Source organism: Desulfosporosinus sp. FKA (genome assembly GCF_002196785.1).
In the GTDB taxonomy this organism is placed as follows: domain Bacteria; phylum Bacillota; class Desulfitobacteriia; order Desulfitobacteriales; family Desulfitobacteriaceae; genus Desulfosporosinus; species Desulfosporosinus acididurans.
The window spans coordinates 241,132-260,323 of record NZ_NAHZ01000025.1; the positions used below are offsets into that span (position 1 = coordinate 241,132).

Annotated in this window: 20 protein-coding genes; 16 read left to right on the forward strand and 4 right to left on the reverse strand. The window is 37.0% G+C overall.

Annotated elements, in window-relative coordinates:
- Window positions 1-8 precede the first annotated feature (8 nt).
- The 5 genes from B5771_RS08555 to B5771_RS25215 all read left to right on the forward strand — a co-directional run bounded on the left by B5771_RS08555 (window position 9) and on the right by B5771_RS25215 (window position 3,118).
- Window positions 9-422 carry an arsenate reductase ArsC gene (locus B5771_RS08555; protein ID WP_088187148.1) on the forward strand — a complete coding sequence of 138 codons (414 nt, stop codon included), beginning with the start codon at window positions 9-11 and terminating at the stop codon, window positions 420-422.
- A gap of 22 nt (window positions 423-444) precedes the next feature.
- Window positions 445-1,449, forward strand: coding sequence for a mercury methylation corrinoid protein HgcA (gene hgcA / locus B5771_RS08560; RefSeq protein WP_088187149.1), 1,005 nt, complete (start codon window positions 445-447; stop codon window positions 1,447-1,449).
- 17 nt (window positions 1,450-1,466) lie between these two features.
- The gene (gene hgcB, locus B5771_RS08565) at window positions 1,467-1,757 is read left to right on the forward strand and encodes a mercury methylation ferredoxin HgcB (protein ID WP_088187150.1); all 291 of its coding nucleotides are present in this window, start codon (window positions 1,467-1,469) and stop codon (window positions 1,755-1,757) included.
- Window positions 1,758-1,942: 185 nt separating this feature from the next.
- Window positions 1,943-2,272, forward strand: coding sequence for a hypothetical protein (locus tag B5771_RS08570; RefSeq protein ID WP_088187151.1), 330 nt, complete (start codon window positions 1,943-1,945; stop codon window positions 2,270-2,272).
- Window positions 2,273-2,812: 540 nt separating this feature from the next.
- The gene (locus B5771_RS25215; protein ID WP_088187152.1) at window positions 2,813-3,118 is read left to right on the forward strand and encodes a LuxR C-terminal-related transcriptional regulator; all 306 of its coding nucleotides are present in this window, start codon (window positions 2,813-2,815) and stop codon (window positions 3,116-3,118) included.
- Window positions 3,119-3,154: 36 nt separating this feature from the next.
- Here the strand turns inward: B5771_RS25215 and B5771_RS08580 are convergent, their stop codons facing one another.
- A complete protein-coding gene (locus tag B5771_RS08580; protein WP_088187153.1) occupies window positions 3,155-4,168 on the reverse strand; it encodes a M28 family peptidase in 1,014 nt (337 codons plus the stop codon).
- Between the two features lie 213 nt (window positions 4,169-4,381).
- Window positions 4,382-4,807 carry an SH3 domain-containing protein gene (locus tag B5771_RS08585; RefSeq protein WP_088187154.1) on the reverse strand — a complete coding sequence of 142 codons (426 nt, stop codon included), beginning with the start codon at window positions 4,805-4,807 and terminating at the stop codon, window positions 4,382-4,384.
- A 384-nt stretch (window positions 4,808-5,191) separates the two neighbouring features.
- On the opposite strand from B5771_RS08585, the gene B5771_RS08590 reads away from it, so the two are divergent.
- From B5771_RS08590 to B5771_RS24260, 9 genes are all read left to right on the forward strand, one after another.
- Complete coding sequence (locus B5771_RS08590; RefSeq protein ID WP_088187155.1) at window positions 5,192-5,575, forward strand: BlaI/MecI/CopY family transcriptional regulator; 384 nt, start codon at window positions 5,192-5,194, stop codon at window positions 5,573-5,575.
- Between the two features lie 34 nt (window positions 5,576-5,609).
- Entirely contained in the window at window positions 5,610-7,460 is a 1,851-nt protein-coding gene (locus B5771_RS08595; RefSeq protein WP_282433337.1) for a M56 family metallopeptidase, read from the forward strand.
- A 90-nt stretch (window positions 7,461-7,550) separates the two neighbouring features.
- Window positions 7,551-7,907 (forward strand): SH3 domain-containing protein, encoded by a 357-nt coding sequence (locus B5771_RS08600; protein WP_088187157.1) that lies wholly within the window; start codon window positions 7,551-7,553, stop codon window positions 7,905-7,907.
- A 220-nt stretch (window positions 7,908-8,127) separates the two neighbouring features.
- Window positions 8,128-9,066, forward strand: coding sequence for a C39 family peptidase (locus B5771_RS08605; protein WP_172408204.1), 939 nt, complete (start codon window positions 8,128-8,130; stop codon window positions 9,064-9,066).
- A gap of 111 nt (window positions 9,067-9,177) precedes the next feature.
- Window positions 9,178-10,431, forward strand: a complete 1,254-nt coding sequence (locus tag B5771_RS08610; protein ID WP_088187159.1) for a hypothetical protein — start codon at window positions 9,178-9,180, stop codon at window positions 10,429-10,431.
- A 431-nt stretch (window positions 10,432-10,862) separates the two neighbouring features.
- A complete protein-coding gene (locus B5771_RS08615) occupies window positions 10,863-12,104 on the forward strand; it encodes a M15 family metallopeptidase (RefSeq protein ID WP_088187160.1) in 1,242 nt (413 codons plus the stop codon).
- 1,412 nt (window positions 12,105-13,516) lie between these two features.
- Window positions 13,517-13,948 (forward strand): Hsp20/alpha crystallin family protein, encoded by a 432-nt coding sequence (locus tag B5771_RS08625; RefSeq protein ID WP_088187161.1) that lies wholly within the window; start codon window positions 13,517-13,519, stop codon window positions 13,946-13,948.
- A gap of 389 nt (window positions 13,949-14,337) precedes the next feature.
- Window positions 14,338-14,496, forward strand: a complete 159-nt coding sequence (locus B5771_RS08630) for an aspartyl-phosphate phosphatase Spo0E family protein (RefSeq protein ID WP_088187162.1) — start codon at window positions 14,338-14,340, stop codon at window positions 14,494-14,496.
- A gap of 66 nt (window positions 14,497-14,562) precedes the next feature.
- Complete coding sequence (locus B5771_RS24260; protein ID WP_172408206.1) at window positions 14,563-14,703, forward strand: hypothetical protein; 141 nt, start codon at window positions 14,563-14,565, stop codon at window positions 14,701-14,703.
- Window positions 14,704-15,297: 594 nt separating this feature from the next.
- Here B5771_RS24260 and B5771_RS25065 read toward each other — a convergent pair.
- On the reverse strand, window positions 15,298-15,882 hold the full coding sequence (locus tag B5771_RS25065) for a transposase (RefSeq protein WP_282433332.1): 585 nt from the start codon (window positions 15,880-15,882) through the stop codon (window positions 15,298-15,300).
- Window positions 15,883-15,885: 3 nt separating this feature from the next.
- The gene (locus tag B5771_RS08640; RefSeq protein ID WP_088187163.1) at window positions 15,886-16,818 is read right to left on the reverse strand and encodes a DUF4180 domain-containing protein; all 933 of its coding nucleotides are present in this window, start codon (window positions 16,816-16,818) and stop codon (window positions 15,886-15,888) included.
- 835 nt (window positions 16,819-17,653) lie between these two features.
- Here B5771_RS08640 and B5771_RS08645 point away from each other — a divergent pair.
- The gene (locus tag B5771_RS08645) at window positions 17,654-18,265 is read left to right on the forward strand and encodes a Crp/Fnr family transcriptional regulator (RefSeq protein WP_088187164.1); all 612 of its coding nucleotides are present in this window, start codon (window positions 17,654-17,656) and stop codon (window positions 18,263-18,265) included.
- A gap of 76 nt (window positions 18,266-18,341) precedes the next feature.
- Window positions 18,342-19,115, forward strand: a complete 774-nt coding sequence (locus tag B5771_RS08650; protein WP_088187165.1) for an SDR family oxidoreductase — start codon at window positions 18,342-18,344, stop codon at window positions 19,113-19,115.
- Window positions 19,116-19,192 lie beyond the last annotated feature (77 nt).

The window sequence follows — 19,192 nt, forward strand, 5'->3', positions numbered from 1 at the left end:
TAATACTAATGAATAAGATTAAAGTTGCGTTTGTATGTGTGCACAACTCTTGTCGCTCACAAATGGCTGAAGCTCTTGGTAAAAAGCTGGCATCGAATGTTTTTGAGTCCTATTCAGCTGGTACAGAAACGAGACCGCATATCAATCTTGATGCCGTTCGGATTATCCAACAACTGTACGATATTAACATGGAAGAGACGCAGTTCTCTAAGCGTATTTCGGATATTCCTACACCGGATATTGTCATTACAATGGGCTGTAATGTTAATTGTCCTTATGTGCCTTGTAAGTATCGAGAAGATTGGGGACTCGAAGATCCAACCGGTAAAAATGATGCTGAGTTCACGAAGGTGGCAAGAATCATTGAAAGGAAGATCTTAGGCTTAAAGAATCGAATCATTAACCATGAGATAAAGGGTTAATGGTTGCAGAAGGAGCAAGACTATGTTGGATATCAGCATTGGGAGAGAAATTATGATTAATCAAACTTCAAGTGAACTGACGTTTCGAGATATCTTAGGCTCTTGGAAGGTACGATGGGGAATTAATCGAATGAACTACAAAGTAGAGCCGGGGCTTTATCGAATTGGAAACCCTGATAAATCTTCTCCCGTTTTTGTTTCAGCAAATTATAAAATGAGCTTTGACAGCTTAAGAAAAGAATTAAGCGGATTTGATGCCTATATCATGGTTATAGATACCAAAGGAATTAACGTTTGGTGTGCCGCAGGCAAGGGGACATTTGGGACAACAGAAATTATAAACCGTATTGCTATCGTTCAGTTGGACAAGGTTGTTTCGCACAGAAATCTAATACTACCACAACTGGGAGCACCGGGTGTCGTCGGTCACGAAGTATTAAAGTATTCTGGTTTCAGAGTAATCTATGGACCGGTAAGGGCTAAGGATATTAAGGACTTTATGAATGCCGGAATGAAGGCTACTTCCGAGATGAGAAGGGTTAAGTTCAGTGCCTATGATAGGTTGGTTTTAACTCCGGTTGAATTGGTTAATACTATTCGGCCTTCGTTAATGATATTTGGAGTGCTTTTTTTGCTAAACCTTATTGGGATAGGGCCATTCGGCTTCGTTGATTTTTACGGGTATTTAGGTACTTTGATAGTTGGATGTGTATTAACTCCATTGCTGCTGCCTTGGATTCCCGGTCGGGCTTTTGCTTGGAAAGGCTGGTTATTAGGACTTATTTGGGCTGTCGGTCTAAATTTGCTGAATGGATGGCCGTATGCGCCGCAATATAGCTTATTAAAAGCTCTGAGTTATTTGTTAATTCTGCCTTCACTTTCTGCTTACCTGGCTATGAATTTCACAGGGGCTTCAACGTTTACTTCCTTCTCGGGTGTATTGAAAGAGATGAAAACAGCTATTCCGGCGATTATTATTTCAATTTCGTTAGGGGTGGTTTTGATTTTAGTAAATAGCTTTATCTAGTGCGTAAGGAGTAAAAAATGAAGAATAGATATTTAAAAAATGTCTCTACATTAAAGATGGGATCAGAGAAATGCACTGGTTGTGGAAAGTGTCTTGAGGTCTGCCCTCATAACGTTTTTGTCATGACAAATGGTAAATCTGTTATTGCCCAAAAAGATAATTGCATCGAATGCGGTGCATGCGTCAAAAATTGTCCGTTTAATGCTCTGGAAGTTAAACCTGGCGTTGGTTGCGCATCGGCCATTATTAAAGGCTGGCTTACTGGAACAGAACCTAGTTGTGATTGTTCGGATGGTAGCTGCTGCTAATTTTAACGGAATGTACACCTTGAAAAATGCATCCCTTTTTAAGCCGATGCACCCCAGCAGTTTAGCCTCTACCACAATTAAATCATTGATCTCACTGGTAATATTACAGATTTCAGAAGTGTATCAAATTCGGACTTTTTCTCTCTCTTGCTTCCTGCTAAAATCAGATTGGAAGAGAGGATGAAATGCGAAAGAACTACTTTGTAAAATTGGTAAAATACATGAAAAATGTTTATCAGATTGATCATGGTTTGAATCAATTATCTGACGGAAGAGTTAACCCTACTTATTGCACGGGTCAAGTTATTCTGCCGGTGCTTTTAGGTTTTTTGCTTAGAATAAAAAGCTTTAACGAGCTGAATTTTATGATTAAGAATCATGAGTTTAGTAAACTGTTTCCCCGAGGAACTAAGCTGCCGCAAATTGATGCAATTAGAGATACGCTGAAGGTCCTAGATCTCGAAGGACTAAAACAAGTCAATCAAAACGTCATAAAAACAGCCGGTGAGAATTAAAGTTTTCGACAATGGAACGATCGATGGGTATACTGTGGTCGCAATCGATGGCACAAAATTCTTCGGGAGTAATAGGAAAAGCTGTCCGGAATGCTTGATAGATAAAGTTACCCGATGAGATTGTAAGATTAATCTCATCGGGTAATTTATTGTGTGTCTAATGAAGTTTAAAGATAAACTGGTTTTTAGCATCTCATAGAGATATAACGATTAAATGAGAAGGCTGATGTTGAGGTAGGGGAATTCTCTCCTTGAAATTAAATTAAGTAAATAATGTTTATATAACACACACTAAAATAATTCTTAAATAGAAATTGACGGAATTCATGCAGAAGCGAAATTGCTGGTATAACACATAATGGATATAATGGTATTGACTTGAAACCTCTATTAATGTAGAGTAAACTCATATTCTACAATAATAGAGGTTAATGAGTTATGAAGAAAACAATCAAAATTACCGATGCTGAGTGGCAGGATATATCATTCAATCTCAAAATGGTTAAAAAAATTAAATATTTCTAAAAAGGAGAGAGAAAAATGTCACTAAAATCTAAAATGTTGGAAGAACTAACCGAACAGGACAAACATAAGCTTTTTGCGGAAAATAATAGCTTTTATTTAGCGGTAAAGTCTGAAGAGAAGCTGCGTAAGATACTGACCAAAAGGGAAACTGAAATAATTAGATTAGTTTCGAGAGGATTACACAACAAAGAAATTGCTTCAGTTTTAGGCATTAGTGTTCGAACGGTGGAATTTCACGTTAGTAATATTCTACTCAAATTAGAGGTAAGCACACGTTTGGAAGCCGTTTTCAAATGGGTTATGTGGGACAAACTCGCTTAAAAGCCCCAATTTTAGCTATTCTCAGTAAATATCACCCTAATTCGCCGCTAGGCTTAGTGCGCCGATCACCATGTTAAACGCTGCCTTTAATCTGTTTTGATCTAGCATCGAATTCTCTATTTTTATTACCGCTTTATCCATTTCATCCACCGACGAATACTTATCTTCCATTTTAATTGGCATGGGTAATTGACCCAATGATACTGCGGGAATCCCAGCCCTAGCAAATGAGATATAGTCACTGGCTGGTGCATTAACAATTTGTATTTGTTTGCTTTGCAAAAAACTATTAAAAAGAGCTGAAGCTTGATTCTCTTTTCCGTCAATGGTAGCTAAAATCAAGTTATTAGTCCCCTTTATGCCGAGGTAATCAAGATTAATGTCAGCCAGAATGTTTTCCTTTTCCTCCTCTGATAACTTGGACACATAGTAGCGTGAACCATATAAGCCGCTTTGCTCTCCCCCAAAAAGCACAAAACGCACTTCCGCGTTGCAATTTGCTTTTGCTATTAATCTGGATACTTCCAGGAGCATGGCTACCCCTGTCGCATTATCAATAACTGCACCGTAGCCTGTATCGTCATAGTGGGCGCTGATAACAATTATTTTTTTGCTGGCATCATTGTTAGGCTTCTGAATAGCTATGATATTTTGACTTTCGCCGTCTTTCTGTGCCTCCGTGACATCCACATTCCAAAATGAATCATCCTTGAAATTCTTAAACTCTTTAAAGTTAGGTTGTTTTTGCAAGTCATAGGGAAATACCTGAACCTTCGGCGAATAACCATATGATTTTAGCTCATTTTGTAAGTACGAGGCGGTGTATCTTTCACCTTGTGAACCCATGTTTCTTTTATAGGATGATACTGAATGGATATTCTTCATTATTTTGTCTAAATTGGGACTTAACCCTGGGTCGATTTTAATAGGGCCTGCAGCCACCGGTTGCTTCATCTCTGACGATCTGGTGCTGCATCCCGTTACAAACATAAAAAGTACGATAAACATTAAACAAACGAATTTGTTGAATGTACTGGCCTTAATAATCATCTACTTTCTACTCCTTATTAAACTAAAGTTGCGTCGATTCCAAATTATTATTTCAACTAGCTAGGAATAATTACTGAAATAAGTACAGTCAAACTGTATTTTTGCTGTTCTCTAAAAAAACCCTTCTCTGTAATATTTAATAATACCAGATCAGGGTTAAATAATGTATTAACTTACCCTTTCTTTAATAGAGCGATATTTTCAGTTTTCTATCTAACCAATGATTTCAATATACTGCTTGGCAATCCATCCCCACAAAGCAGTGTGACTACTGTTATAAATAGGAACCCATGTATATCCATTAGCAGTTATCTCAGTTGCATTATACAGAGAGCCTGTATAACCTTTAGGTAATGTACCGATAATGCTAAAACTAGTTCCGGCACCACTTCTAACACTCAGGGACGATGCCGTTACAGTAAACACATTCATCCATTGGGGGGAAAGAACAGCATTGCTTTTGACATTATTGCTAAGGTCCGTACTATTAGTGTCAGAACTTCCGGGCGTTGTTACTGTCACTTTATCAACATTACTGGAAGATGAAGGATTTGCTGTAGCTAATGATGTCGATCCCAATAGCATAGCGGAACATATTAAGATTGAAGTAACTTTCCCTTTAATGCCAATTTTAATCATCGTTATCTACTCCTTTAATATCATAAAATTGGATATAATTGTAAGTCTGCTTATTCTACTAGGTAACTCTACTCATGATTAAATTACCTCCTTTTTTTGTGGTAAAATATCCCTATAGGCTTTATCATAATACAGTTTTACTAATTGCGCCCCCGTGATTCTACTAGGTAAATAGATTTAATTTTTACGTTACTATAGCAAGATTGTTTTGAATTTTAGTAGATTTATAAATTAATAGAATGCATATATGCACATTAAGTAATATTAAGGATATATAAGTAATAATATAGAAATATAACACATAATGGATACAATGATATTGACTAACAATATCTATTGGTGTAGAGTAAACTCATATTCTACGTTAATAGAGGTTGAAAATTTATGAAGAAAACAATCAAAATTACCGATGCTGAGTGGGAAGTTATGAAACTACTATGGGAAAAATCCCCCATAACATCAAGCGAAATGATTAAAATTTTAGGATCAACGATTGGCTGGAGTCCGACCACTATTTATACACTCATAAGCAGGTTGGTTAAGAAAAAAGCTCTGGTCATTGATCAGGGTTCGTCTCCCTATATTTGCAGGCCTCTTTTATCTCAATCAGACTATCGGAAAGAAGAAAGAACCAGTTTCCTAAAAAAGGTTTATAACGGTTCGCTAAACTTGTTCATTAAGAACCTTTTGGAAGAGGAAGAATTGTCAGAAGCTGAAATTGACGAACTCAAAACTCTTCTGGATATAGCAAAAAATAAGGAACGGTGATATTTTGAGTTTCCTATTCGCCTTATTTCATTGGGTGTTGTTTTCTTCTCTGATGGCATGCCTGATAATCCCCAGCATTTTATTGGTAAAACTAGCAGTTAGAGATAAGCTGTCTCCTTCCTGGCATTATTTCATATGGTTTATCCTACTGATACGGTTGATATTACCGGTTACACCCGCAAGCTCTCTAAGTATCCTCAATGTTCTTCCGAGGTTTAATGCTATTTCCTTTAAAACATCGAATGTTCAAGTTCCATTAGAAAAAGACACTGTTCCTCAAACGGGAGTTATCCTAACCTCGGCACATACACAAACCGATACTCGGCCCGATCCGAAGCAAATCCTACATAATTATTCGTCACAAGCTATTATTGAACCTAGTGATCATCTGAATCAGAAAATTTATATCGACGATATCGCCTTATTAATCTGGCTGACTGGAACCATAAGCTTTGGTATCTATGTACTTTGGATAAATTGGCATCTCCTGTTAAGAATCCGGAAAAACTCACAGGATGCTCAAGAATCGGAAAAATTGTTGTTAGATCAATGCAAGAATATTCTGAATAGTAAATCGAATATAACTCTCATTACTACCCTGTTAGTTGAGATGCCTGGACTGTTTGGCTTTTTCAGGCCTATTCTGTTGCTTCCTCTTCATCTATCGGATCAAATAACTTCTGATGAATTGAAGCATATCTTTCTCCATGAGTTGACTCACTATCAACGAAAAGATTTTATTGTTAATACCATCATGGTATTTTTAAAAGTCATCCACTGGTTCAATCCTTTATTGTGGTACGGTTTTTACCTAATGCGTAAAGATTGCGAAATAGCTTGTGATTCCCGGGTCCTATCCCGCATGAAACCAGAGGAACGTCCAAATTATGGGTATACACTGATTCATCTGAAGCAAATTGCAAGGCTTCAACATATTCCAGGAATTATAGGAATGGTGGCCAAAGAATCGAAATTAAAGAAACGAATTATAATGATTTCTTCATTTAAGAAAAGTACCACAAAGTCAATGGCTATAGGAACTGCTTTGTTGATTCTTTTAGGCCTTATGTTGTTAACCGGAGCCAAGAATAGTTTTACGGACCAGGCGACAAAATTTAATCAAAACTCCGCAGGCCAGATGTCTGGGGATAATCATCCCAAGCAAGAATGGGATAGTCTTGCGAAAAAGAACGCAAGGGTTTCTTTATTGGACATACAGGGTCAAAATTTTGCCGGTCAATTTACTGGGAAGATGATGATTGTTCCTGATTCCTCTAAAGTAGAGGTGGGATTTAGCCATAAAAAATCTAAACCCGATAAGACCACTCGTAATCTGGCAGAGGCCAATAAGGCAGTAGGAGCAATTAATGGGGGAGCATCAAAGACGGATTCTGTTTTTGGACCAGCGATCGCAGCAAGTGGAATAGTCATTCATAATGGGAATTTGATCTTTGACGACCCGAAAGACGACAACCGTGCTCAAACTATAGTCGGGTTAACAGAAAAGGGAACGATGATTGTCGGAAGCCATACCATAGCAGAACTAAAGAAAAGGAGTGTTAAGGAAGCAGTGAGTGCTGGCCTGCCACTCATAATCAATGGAACGGCACAAAATCTCTCGAACTACTTTGGGGTGTATAGTCAGACGGCTATCGGACAAAAGGAAGATGGGACCATACTTATGCTGGTTATAAATGGTCGAAGTAAAGAGTCACAAGGGGCTATGTTACAAGATATCCAGGCTATTTTTCTTAAGCATGGAGCCAATAATGCGGCACTTTTAGACGGAGGAAGTTTATCAACGATGGTTTATCAAGGGAATATCGTCAATAAACCACCCGCAGGTGAGCAAATTGTTGCCTCAGCCATTATGGCGATGCCTTAAAAACAGAGATGATGGAGGTGAATAGGACATAAATTCAGGCTTGAAGTATTACCAGTTAATTTTAATGGAAATCGGAAGGGGAATTAATCGATGAAAAAAACGAAAAGTATCATGACGGTCTTACTAACAGGAATTCTTTTAGTAGCTTTTGGTGCCAATGCCTATGCAACGACAGTATCATCTGAGACATTAACAACATCAACTGTATTATCACCAAATTATATTTCACCGAATCAACCAGGACCAGGGTATACAGGTCCGTGTACTGTTACTGCACAGCCAAGTATAATCGTTAGATCAGGCCCGGGAACAAACTATTCATCTGTTGGCAGTGTGTTATATGGAGGCGTTGTAAACGTTATTTTGGTTAACAACAGTGGCTGGGCAGAAATAAGGATGGTAAATAATCAAACAGGTTGGGTGTCAACTTCTTATCTTACAAAATAAATGGGATAAGAAACTTGATGTATTTAAATGCTACTGCATTTAAATAAAGACGCCCTCAGATCATCAATACCCGCAAAGTAACCAATGATCTGAAGGCGTAGGCCCCTACACAAAATTGTAGGTAATTATATTATAAGCTTACTAGGGGAATTTGTGAAGGGAGTTTTAAAGAAGGGAGTATTAATTGTTTTCCCTAATAAATTTCGAAAAGAGGAGTATTGTGAAGAAATGTTTCTTAAAAAAGGTCATTACTTTAAGTACTATTCTTGCCTTATCTGTTACCCTATTTTCCGTACCGGCCTTTGCCGAAAGCAGAACAGAACTAGGTTTGAAACAGATTTCTGTGACAGATAAAGATCCAAATCTTCTAGGTGATATTACTCCTGAAGCGATAAAAGAAGGCCAAGATAAATCTGCATTATCTCAAAAAATAGTAGAAATTTGGGATAAATCTGTAAAAAAACCCGAATCTGTTACAGAAAGTGATCGTAAAACAATACAAACATATATTGATAAATATGCTAAAGGAAATAGCGTAGATAAATACATTTATAAAAGTAGTGGTAATAGCTCAAAAATAACTGCTGCGGCCATCGGAGATGGAGTGTATAAATACCTAGGTTTACCTGGTATTGTTCAGTCGAAAGATAATTACTGTTCAGCTGCAACATGCTACGCTATTCTTCAGGGTAGAGGAATTAACGTATCTGAAACAACAATGGCTCAAAGATTGGGTATTTATGGAAAGACAAACGGTGCATACCTCAGTGCCGTTTGCCCAGCACTTAATTACTATAATGGTTATAATGGGAACAACTTTAAGTATGCTTTAAGTACAGGCCCTGGTTCCTATACATCAGCATGGGAAACCAGCATGACAAATAATGCTATTGCCACATTATTAGGTAATTATGGGGTTGTTTATGATGTCCATATGGTTAATTCATCTGGGAGTGCCCGATTGTCTGGATATGAAACTATGTATTCATCCGATATTAGGCATTATGTAGCTGGAGAAGGGTTTAACGGCACGAATCCGTCGGCTAAAACTTGTTATTACTATGATTCTAATAACCTGAAAAGTTTTACAAATAGACATTTGTGGGTCTATTTCTCCACTATGGCCCGTCTTACAGATGATATGGGTATTTGTTACTAATTCTATAAGACAGAGCAGGTATATAGTACCTGCTCTGTTTAACACATACAACACTAAGGGCAATTAGAATTAGAGAGTAAATATCCGAATGATAAACAAGGAGTGGCATTAATGAGAAAAATTGCAATCGTTATTTGCTTATCCGCTTTGACGTTAATATCATGTAGTAAAAATGTCGATAATAGTATAATAAAAAAAAACCCAATCCAAAACAATGTTAATAATGTAATGAATGCTAAAATAGTAACAACTAAATCATATACTTCGAATGACGAGATTCCGGTTGGAAGTAATTCTGAAATATGCAAAAAGCAAGGCATATTCGATAGCAAAGTATATCACAGAAATAAAATTCTCTTTCTCGGGGCTGATTCCAACGGTAATATCAGAACATTCAACCTTAATACAAATGAAATTGAAAGCATAGACCAGGATAATAAATTAACTGTGCTGCTTAATATAATGGGTGACCGTAAAAATCATGTGTTTGCTATAAAAATGCTTGGAGATTTGGTCGCTTGGTCGGAATGTCCTAACGGCAACATGGATCCTGCGGAAGATAAAACGAAAGGCAAGGGTTGGGCCGTATATTATGCCGATTTAAAAACTAAAACCATTACAAAGGTTGATGGCGATAAAGGAATAACTGTGCCTGAAAATACTCAATATGGTTATCTGGCCCCTAATCAGGTTTTTCTTTCACCAGATACGATCAGCTATGTATCCTTTGATCAAAACGAAGAGGACCAAGTTACGAGTGTTATTAAACTGTATACCATATCCAAACGAAAACTAGAGATTATCGACTATTTAAATGAAGATTTATCTCAAAACGGTTTTTGCTATCCTTCTGTATCCGGCGATAAAATAGTTTGGGCTAAGGCACATGTCAATCAGGACGGTACGTATACAGGATACTCATATTTATATGATGCTAAAACTAAAGTAAAGTCTGAACTTGTTACAGACGAAAACATCATTAATCCTATAATCAGCGGGCATTATATTTTTGCTGAAGGCAGACCGAATAAGACCTTCTATGATTCAGAAGTTTGCGTCTATGATATTAGCAAAAAAAAATGGGTGTATAAAATTAACAATGATTATTCGCAATATAAGAATAATAAAGATGTTTACTTAGATGATCTTACACAAGTCGGCAACTACTTGTTTTGGAGGTCCGCGGGAATGAATTCATTAGTATTGTTTAATGCCGAAAACAATAAATTATATAATATAGTGCAAGCTTCGAGTAAGACGCGGATAGAATCTCCTTTATTACTAGATGGCGGACTATTTATTTGGTTTGAGACGAATATAGAAGATCCATCAAGGCAGTTATATAAGTATATTCTTCTCAAGTGAACCTTCCCTGCCTACACTTCGAAAAGAACGAAAACACTGTTTTCGCCGTAGGATAGGGGCTTCCGGCAATCCCATAATGCATGTCTCAAGGGTATCTCATTAGAGATGCCTCACCCGATAGGCGAGTTATCCTTATTTTACCACAGCAAGAACGAATTTAGAACGGGTGTTCTGAAATAATTGGGGGCGGCGATTCATCTCGCTACCTAAAGAGGATGGGAGTCTTCTCGCCGCAAAAAGATGAATCTTACCACCATATGTGTAAAAGATTTTGGAAATTATGAATGCGTCTGGTTTTGTGTTCATGACATTTTTATGATCATAAAATAAGTTATAGTAATAAAATATAAGTGAATCGGTTCAACTGCGGCAAAAGCCAAGAATGAAGATACGCAAGAGAGCTAACAAAACAATCAGAAGGAGTGATCCTTATGGCTTATTCGAAATATATTGCAGAATTTGTCTTGATGATTGTCCTGACTGCTTTCATTATTTGCGGATGCGCGCAGCCCAAAAATCTTGATTCATCTGCCCCCAAGAATACAATCGGTTCGAAAGATAACGGCAATTTCCCTGATTCAAACCTGGCTACATCGAGTCCAAAAGGGGTTGATCCTGGAGCGCAAACAATCATAAGTGTTGATGACCCTTTGACTTGCGGACAATTTGTCTGGTTGTTGTTGAAACAAAAAGATTCCTTGATGACAAATACTTCAGAAGAACAGGTATTTAATTCAGCTAAAAGTCAAGAAGATATACCAAGTGATATAAACATCAATGAATCCCTGACCTGGGAAAAATTGGCCTATTTAATTACATATAAAAATAAAAGCTTCGCTAATATTGATGAATCACATTATGATTGGCAGATCACCGATTTTTCTGCGATTAATCCAACAATGAAAAAATATGTACTGATGTCATATGCACGTGGTCTGATTCACACTGAGAACGGAGAAATGAAACCAAAAGGCGGGGTATATCTCAGTTCAGCACAGACAATTATTGCTCGAATGAACCAGCCAGGCAAGTTAAAACTTCCTCCGGATCAGGCCGCACCTTATTTCGAATATAAAGGTCTTGTTGACGTCAAAAGGTTAGCCCCGTCCATTAAGCTTGATTTGAAGTATGCGACAAAAGATAACTTTACCAAAGTAGCGCATTATTCGCGTGTTTTGTGCTTATTAGAAGCTACAACTGCCAAGAAGTTGGCAAAAGCCAATGAATATTTTCATAAACAAGGATATACGATAAAAATTTGGGATGCTTATCGTCCAGTCAGTGTACAATGGTCACTTTATAATGCAACTCCACAAAATCTTAAACAATACGCGCCTGCGCCTTCCAAATACTCTCAGCACTCAAAAGGTATTGCTGTCGATTTAACTCTTGTGGATAAAGATGGGAATGAAATAGCAATGCCGACAGGATTTGATAATTTTACCGAGAGAGCACATATTGATTATGATAATTTGCCCAAACAGGTGCTGCAAAATCGTACCTATTTATGCAAAGGTATGGAACAGCAAGGTTTTAACGTAAATACCCTGGAATGGTGGCATTACTTTTTGTCTGATAAAAGCAATTTGGAAAAATCTGATGTAAGTCTTGATGAGTTTGCACAAAAAGAAAAGGAATTTTACATAAATTATCTGAAGAATTACCGAGATTAGATACTTGTAGGCTTCAAAAATATCATCGCGATTAAGAGCGTTGTACGGATTTCCTGAGACAGATTACCGGATTGACAGTTACGGTTGCCCGTTCAAAATTATAACCATATATCGGGGTGATACGCCACCCGTCAAGACAAGAACGGAATTTTCAAGATGCATAATATTTCAATTCATGATATGAAGAGATGGTGGATATGTGAATTTTTTCCATCTACATATTTCGAAGATCTAAAAAGGTTTTGGCAAAAAGATTTAATCCATAATGAGCTGATGGCCAGAAATTTCGATGTGAACGAAACCACTTTCGCCACTCACCGCGCCCCACTAACCTCAAGAAGAAATAGCCGCCTGAATTTAAAGGTAACCAGGAGTCAGATGCCGGATACCAAGGCGCTACCCCTCACCGAACTGAAAAGTTTGGGCTCAGAGATACGTTAGATCAATTAAAGAGGTAATCTATATGATATTCAAAGCTCTAATCTTTAGCACCATTTTACTATCCCTATTTTACTATACCCACGCTAATGATAATAAAACTAGCTAAATTTAAGAGTCTTGGAAGAATCATGAAGGAGATTATTATCTCTTTGATAGTGGTAGCTTTTTATTTTGTTTCAGCTGAGTTAGTAAAATTAATTGGAGATAATATCGTGCATAATTAATAACCCCCCAGCCCCCGGTCAACCTACCGAACTCCTTCAATCCCGCAGGATGGGATGTTCTTACCTAGTGGATAGGGAGAACGAGGGGATGCGATGCATTAAATCTTATATAAGAGGTCAACGAAAAGTGAGAATTTTAGCCAGAAGTATTGAGGGGGTGATTTTGATTAATCGCGATTTGTTCATTCTAAAGAGGCAAATTGTAGTCAAGAGAATATGTACTCTTCTTTGTTTTTCGGTAGTTGTTCTAATTCTAAGCGCGTGTTCGCCAAATGCTGATTCTCAAGGCAATTTAAGTAATCCGGCGAATCGCATAGCTAGTTCGAGCGTGACACATATCAATTCAAGTGTGGGTACAAATTAACACCTGAAAAGATTATTATCTATAACAAAGGACGCACGGTAGTCTTTAATAAAAACGACACGGAATTCGAATCTTTAAAAGGTTGGAGGTAATTGGTATTTAGGCTGAAGTGGTATGATTGTGAAAGTCAGATGTCTGCGACATAAAATCATCTGAAGCCCTGAAACAAGAAATTATGTCGATGACTTAAGGAATGGTTATAAGCATTAATTAATTACAAGGTGAAAGGTAAACACCTAATGAGCTAAAGGAATAAATTCAAGCAAGGTCAAAGATAAAGGTCAGAAATGGTCAAATCTAACACTTGAGTGTGAAATATAGAGAGAGTATACTAAAAGTCAGAAAAGGTCAGAAAGAAAGACCAGTAATGGAGGTATAAAGTCATGTATGATTTAATTTCTAGCCCAAGACGGTTACAAGATTATAATGATATTGAAAATATTTTTCGAAGCTTCTTCAACGAGCCTTTCTTTTCCGAGATAACACAATGCGACAACAATCTAAAGGTTGATATCAGAGACAACATCAACGAGTATATTCTGGAAGCAGATGTTCCTAATGTGAATAAGGAAAATTTAAATGTTTCGTTTGAAGATAAAGTGTTAACAATTTCGGTAGAACAAGATAAACAAGTTAAGGAAGAGAAAGAAAACTATATCCGCCGAGAACGCTATCAGCAATCAATCTCTCGCAAATTCGTGTTTGATGGTATTAAAAGTGATGGTATCCAAGCCAAATATGAAAATGGTGTTTTGGTGGTGACTTTGCCTAAGAGAGTAGTTCAAGATACTAATCGAAAAATCGAAATTCAATAAAATACAAGGATGAGTGCCCTTATTTAATGGGCGCTCGTCCTAATACATAAACGTTTAACTCCCGCTAAAAGCGGTTAACATAAATTCTTTTATTCCATTGCTTCTCCTCCATTTACCCCTCCAAGTGAGGGGATATTTTTTTAGATCGTGTTAGAAGGAAGTTACGAAAAGATTCTGTTTTGGGCTTTACAGGGATTTTTCGCATCAAAGGATTCACGGGATGAAATTCAACACAAAAACGATAAAATATTAATATCGTTTCATAATTTGTCTTAAATATGATAAGATGACAGATATTGTCGGATACATTGATTCTAATCAACCCCCGGAATATAATAGCAATTGTGTTAAGATAATGTCTAAATCTACCATTTGGAGTGAGACGATGAATGAGTGCTGTAGAAATACTGAAGTCTATTGAGATTTTACGAGGAAAATTAAATACTTTGGGGTCAAATAAACCACTCGTCGACCCTGAAGTTGTTCAACTTAGCCAGAGGCTCGATTTATTATTAAATGTGTACTATAGCATGAGCGATGTTGCTTAAGTTGAGAATAGTTTTATAAAAGTTATCATACATACGTAATATGATCATGTTTTAGGGGGGAGACTTATGGACGCACCTGAGCGAATAATCTTACTTCGTGATGCCGATAAATGCGAAATTAACCCTGAATTAATGGATGCAAGAAATAAGTTTACCATAGGACAGTTAGAAAATGAGTATTTTCACTGGTTGGATGAATTAATATAAAAAAGTAAAGCGACTTCAGCTTATAAAGTGCTAAGGTCGCTTTTTTGGTTTATTGCGGTAAAGAATGTTCTACAATCTCCATGCCGCGTTCTATAATTTTCTGATCAGCCGCTTCTTTAATTGCCTCTCTCTCTTTCCAAGGAACTTGTTTGTAAAAATAATATATTTTGTATGAGTTGTACAGCTCATCATACTTCTCATATTTCTCTTGTTTTCATAGAATTGCTAACTCGCCAAAAGAATTTGCCAAGGAAAGAACTTGCATAGAATGCTTAATTCAGAGAAATTGAGTATGGCAAAGCCAACGTCTGTTGTTTTGGATTATGTTGGCCGTTGTAAACCCACTATTCTCACGGTGGTAAACCTCCCATGTCTAACAGGGTCAAGATATCAAATCTGCCCTAAATTCCTTCGTTCCACCTATCCATGATTGGGTGTCAGTTATGCTCCTCAACCGAGTCTTTGCTCTAATGGAATAATATGCGACTGACTACCAGCTCTTTTGTCTTGCTTGAATTCAATGATTTGGATCTATTCTGTGGTGACGCTTACCAATTGAACAGTTCGGTTTTTGCTCTTCTTGTTACGATTCTTTTACGCTGCCAAATACTCTGCGGGTCGATGAATATCTCGAACTAGCTTTTGCGGCTCGTATTCTATACCCTTCATTAATATGACATAGAATACTCGAATCAATTTGCAGCTTAAAGCAATTAGCGATTGTTTCTTCTTGAGTGGATTCTTGATCCTCGTCGTATAGTAGTTGTGTATCTCTGCAAACTCTGTGTTTTTAGCAACTAACGGCATGACAGCTTGAAATAAAATTGCCCTTAGTCGCGCTCGTCCCCGTTTGCTGATCGTGGTCTGTCCTTTGTGCTTACCCGAGCTGCTTTCTCGCAAGGCCAAGCCTGCAAGTTTTTGGATCTGCTTTTCAACGGCGAAGACGTGGTAGGCTTTACTTAGTGAAGCTACGTCGCTATACCAAGTGAAAGAATTTGATACACTGCCATGAAGAAGAATCAGCGGGGGATTATCGCATGCCCCAGACTCTATGATAAATGTGGGCCCATAACTCGTTTCTATCTCATATTGGCGATTCTGTACAGGCCAAGAAGCAAGTATTTCGCGGTATATTTTCAAAATCTCTTGCTTACCGCCATCTGATTTGTATATTTCCATAGATTAGTCTCCTCCAGTACATTGCAGAAGCCATTTTTCAGCTTCTTCTCTGCTTTCATACATTCTGAAATGGTCGCCTTTATTCATTTCAATAGCTAATTCTCTAAATTTTCCTTTTTGGCTTATCTCATTAGGAATGACAGCAACTGCTTTGATATGATAGTTCATGAACTTCTGAAGAACATTGCCTGCCACTTTTGTCTTTAGCCTGAAGAAGTCTTCGGACAAAACAGCATAGTGTAACATGAGCAGATTGGTATCCTTTTCGCCGCACAAAGCTACTAATTCCAAAGCATCATTTTCCGTAAGCAAAGGAGTGGTTGTAGATATCAATTCCAAATAGTGTTTATTATTAAAGTTGACAACCTGGTAGTTCATTTTCTTAGTCTCCTCTATAATTTGATTCGCATATAATTTTTGCCTGACTTCTTTAATCCAGTCCAATTCAGTTTCATAAGAAGAAATTAAATTTAGAGAAATCATATCCCATAGATAGGTTTCGCGGTCGTTTCTGTTAGGTGAGTTTAGAAAACGCCTGTCCTTTTCCTGTTGCATGAGTAACTGAACTTTAATAGTATTTTCATATCTTGTTAGCAACTCATCTAATTCCTGATTATTTAATAAGTTAGACCAAGCAAGTTGGATAAGAAATGTTTTCTTGAACTCAGGAACTTCCGGGGATGATATAACCCATTCTTTTAATTCTTTCTCTCCTTCGTCCGTTATCCTGTATACCTTTTTGGAAGGAGAGTTGTCTTGATAAACAACTTCGCTGGTAACAAATCCTTCATCATGCATATGAAGTAGGGCTTTATAGATTTGATTGTTATTGCCAGACCAATACATGAAGGAAGATTCTTCGAATATCTTCTTTAATTCATACCCTGTAGATGGTCTCCAACTGAGTATACCTAGTATGGCAAATTTGATTGACATTACGACACCTCTTTGCAAAAATAACATATGTTAAAAGTAACATATGTTATAATAAAAGTAAATTCAATCGTAAAGAAAAGGGTTTGAAGCTGCTGAATAGACGACTGATTGCGAAAGTTCAATTATCATAGTTCGGGTGTAAGGTGGATCTGCTTAGAAGGATGACTTCTTAAGAGATCATTAGTGAACCATCAAATCAGACTTAGTTTCTATTTTGAATCGGAACCTAATTTAATATATAGTTCACATAGGACGGACAAAGTTCTGAAAACTCAATTCCGATTGCATAGAGAATTGAAGCAAATAGATTAGATTTTTTAGTGAAACACATATTTATGCCAAAAACGAAAACACTAAAGCCGGCTTACAAGCTTGATTTTGGTGCTTTTTGAGGTATTGGCAGTTTGCTTACTTCACATAGCACCCATTATCGGACTCATCATAAGTGGTAAATATGGTCAATTTTTATAGGGTTAATGTAATATGGTACATGACAACTGATTACGTGTTCTGGCATTGCCTGTCAGAAGGAAATTAGGGTGAATATGGGGAATTAGGTTTGGTGAACTTAGCAAAATGTTGGTTGTAGGACCTAAGGAGTAAACTTAAAGGTGAATTTCCTTGAAATAGCTGGTATAGCAATGGACCTGGACGAAGATATTATTGTAAGTAAGAACTAGGGAATCTGGATTTTCATTTGAGGTAATCATTCAACCCCTTCGATACGCACAGATATATAGGCACAATGCTAGATGACCTCGATGGCGTTTACTTGAATTTAAATTTATAAAATGTAATGTAAGATTATCACTATTTTAAGAACGGGGAGAATAATTTGATAGATTATAAAAAAAAAGCTTTGGAAGAATTATTAAAAGAAAAGATTTTTTATAGTATTAACAATATTGATGAAAATATTTTAATAGAACTTTCCAATTTATTTGTTAACAGGGAATATAGTCACAACGAAATGCTTGTCAAAGCCGGAGATAAATGGGATAAAGTTTTCTTTATCCATAAAGGTATTATTAGACTTTTTTATACGAATTTAGAAGGGCAGGATTATAATAAGGGTTTCTTCTGGGAGAACCAATTGTTATGGCCGATTGCTCCTTCGGCCCGTAAGAATAATAGTCTCTTCAACGTATCTGCTTTAGAAACTGTTACAGTATCAGTTTGCAATTTTTCATCTTTTTATTCCTGGTTAACTCGTCATGGTTATTGGGAAAAGTTTGCTTTACCTTATGTTGAATTATTTGTAGAGGATAAGTTCCGTAGAGAATATGAATTTCTTACAAATTCGGCGACAGAGAGGTTTAGACATTTCTGCACTGAATATTCCGACCTTGTCGGAAGAATACCTGATTACCATCTAGCTTCGTATCTTGGCGTTACCAATGTTACCCTATCAAGAATAAAAAAATCCATTGATTTTAACCTATGTTAATGAGAGCTTTTTATCTGTATTTTATACTACCTACCTAGAGAAGAAAATTTATGATAATTTTAGGAGGTAGGATAGTATGAATTTGTTAATCAACAAAACAGCTATTATAACAGGAGGAAGTGATGGAATTGGTTTTGCAACTGCTACAGCTTTTGCCGAGCAAGGAGCAAATCTGATTCTTATTGGAAGAGATAAAGAAAAATTGGGTCATAAGGAAAAATTATTAAAACAATATGATGTAACTGTTCACACTCTTGCGGCGGATATTAGTAACAAAGACTCTATCTCTGAGATTGTCGAACAGGTTCGTTCAAAAAACATTAAAATTAACATTATTGTAAATAATGCTGGTATCGCTCGGTTTATCCCTTTTTCGAATACGGATATCCAGGCATTGGATTATCACCTGAATTTGAATGTGAAAGCTCCTTATTTACTGACGCAAGCTTTCCTAGATGATCTAATTGATTCTCAGGGAAATGTGATTAATATTTCATCTTATTTTTCCAAAAGGATGCTGCCGGATAGACCATCGACAGCATATTCCATGACAAAAGGGGCTATAGAATCTTTCACCAAAGCCCTTGCATTTGAATTAGGCCCGCAGGGCGTTCGGGTTAATGCGATTGCACCCGGTACTGTTGCTACGCCTCAAGTTGAGAGTAATATGGAACGGCTCGATAATGAAGCAAAAGACCGTTTCAACGCAATGATTACCTCCATTTATCCGTTGCAAACAATCGGGGAGCCGAAAGACATAGCAGATATGGCAGTTTTTCTTGCATCAGAACAGGCAAAATGGATTACGGGAGGGATTTTTCCAGTTGACGGAGGTCTTACAACAAACTAAAAGCTGTTTCCGTCATTGTTAGCCCAGAGTTTGTTTTTTTAAGAATTTTTATAGCACTGGAAATGGAATATTGCAGT

What these genes read in the sequence shown, in the direction of transcription:
- B5771_RS08555 (WP_088187148.1), top strand. Translation starts at nt 9, where the DNA reads ATGAATAAGATTAAAGTTGCGTTTGTATGTGTGCACAACTCTTGTCGC.
- hgcA (WP_088187149.1), top strand. Translation starts at nt 445, where the DNA reads ATGTTGGATATCAGCATTGGGAGAGAAATTATGATTAATCAAACTTCA.
- hgcB (WP_088187150.1), top strand. Translation starts at nt 1,467, where the DNA reads ATGAAGAATAGATATTTAAAAAATGTCTCTACATTAAAGATGGGATCA.
- B5771_RS08570 (WP_088187151.1), top strand. Translation starts at nt 1,943, where the DNA reads ATGCGAAAGAACTACTTTGTAAAATTGGTAAAATACATGAAAAATGTT.
- B5771_RS25215 (WP_088187152.1), top strand. Translation starts at nt 2,813, where the DNA reads ATGTCACTAAAATCTAAAATGTTGGAAGAACTAACCGAACAGGACAAA.
- B5771_RS08580 (WP_088187153.1), bottom strand. Translation starts at nt 4,168, where the DNA reads ATGATTATTAAGGCCAGTACATTCAACAAATTCGTTTGTTTAATGTTT.
- B5771_RS08585 (WP_088187154.1), bottom strand. Translation starts at nt 4,807, where the DNA reads ATGATTAAAATTGGCATTAAAGGGAAAGTTACTTCAATCTTAATATGT.
- B5771_RS08590 (WP_088187155.1), top strand. Translation starts at nt 5,192, where the DNA reads ATGAAGAAAACAATCAAAATTACCGATGCTGAGTGGGAAGTTATGAAA.
- B5771_RS08600 (WP_088187157.1), top strand. Translation starts at nt 7,551, where the DNA reads ATGAAAAAAACGAAAAGTATCATGACGGTCTTACTAACAGGAATTCTT.
- B5771_RS08610 (WP_088187159.1), top strand. Translation starts at nt 9,178, where the DNA reads ATGAGAAAAATTGCAATCGTTATTTGCTTATCCGCTTTGACGTTAATA.
- B5771_RS08615 (WP_088187160.1), top strand. Translation starts at nt 10,863, where the DNA reads ATGGCTTATTCGAAATATATTGCAGAATTTGTCTTGATGATTGTCCTG.
- B5771_RS08625 (WP_088187161.1), top strand. Translation starts at nt 13,517, where the DNA reads ATGTATGATTTAATTTCTAGCCCAAGACGGTTACAAGATTATAATGAT.
- B5771_RS08630 (WP_088187162.1), top strand. Translation starts at nt 14,338, where the DNA reads ATGAGTGCTGTAGAAATACTGAAGTCTATTGAGATTTTACGAGGAAAA.
- B5771_RS24260 (WP_172408206.1), top strand. Translation starts at nt 14,563, where the DNA reads ATGGACGCACCTGAGCGAATAATCTTACTTCGTGATGCCGATAAATGC.
- B5771_RS25065 (WP_282433332.1), bottom strand. Translation starts at nt 15,882, where the DNA reads ATGGAAATATACAAATCAGATGGCGGTAAGCAAGAGATTTTGAAAATA.
- B5771_RS08640 (WP_088187163.1), bottom strand. Translation starts at nt 16,818, where the DNA reads ATGTCAATCAAATTTGCCATACTAGGTATACTCAGTTGGAGACCATCT.
- B5771_RS08650 (WP_088187165.1), top strand. Translation starts at nt 18,342, where the DNA reads ATGAATTTGTTAATCAACAAAACAGCTATTATAACAGGAGGAAGTGAT.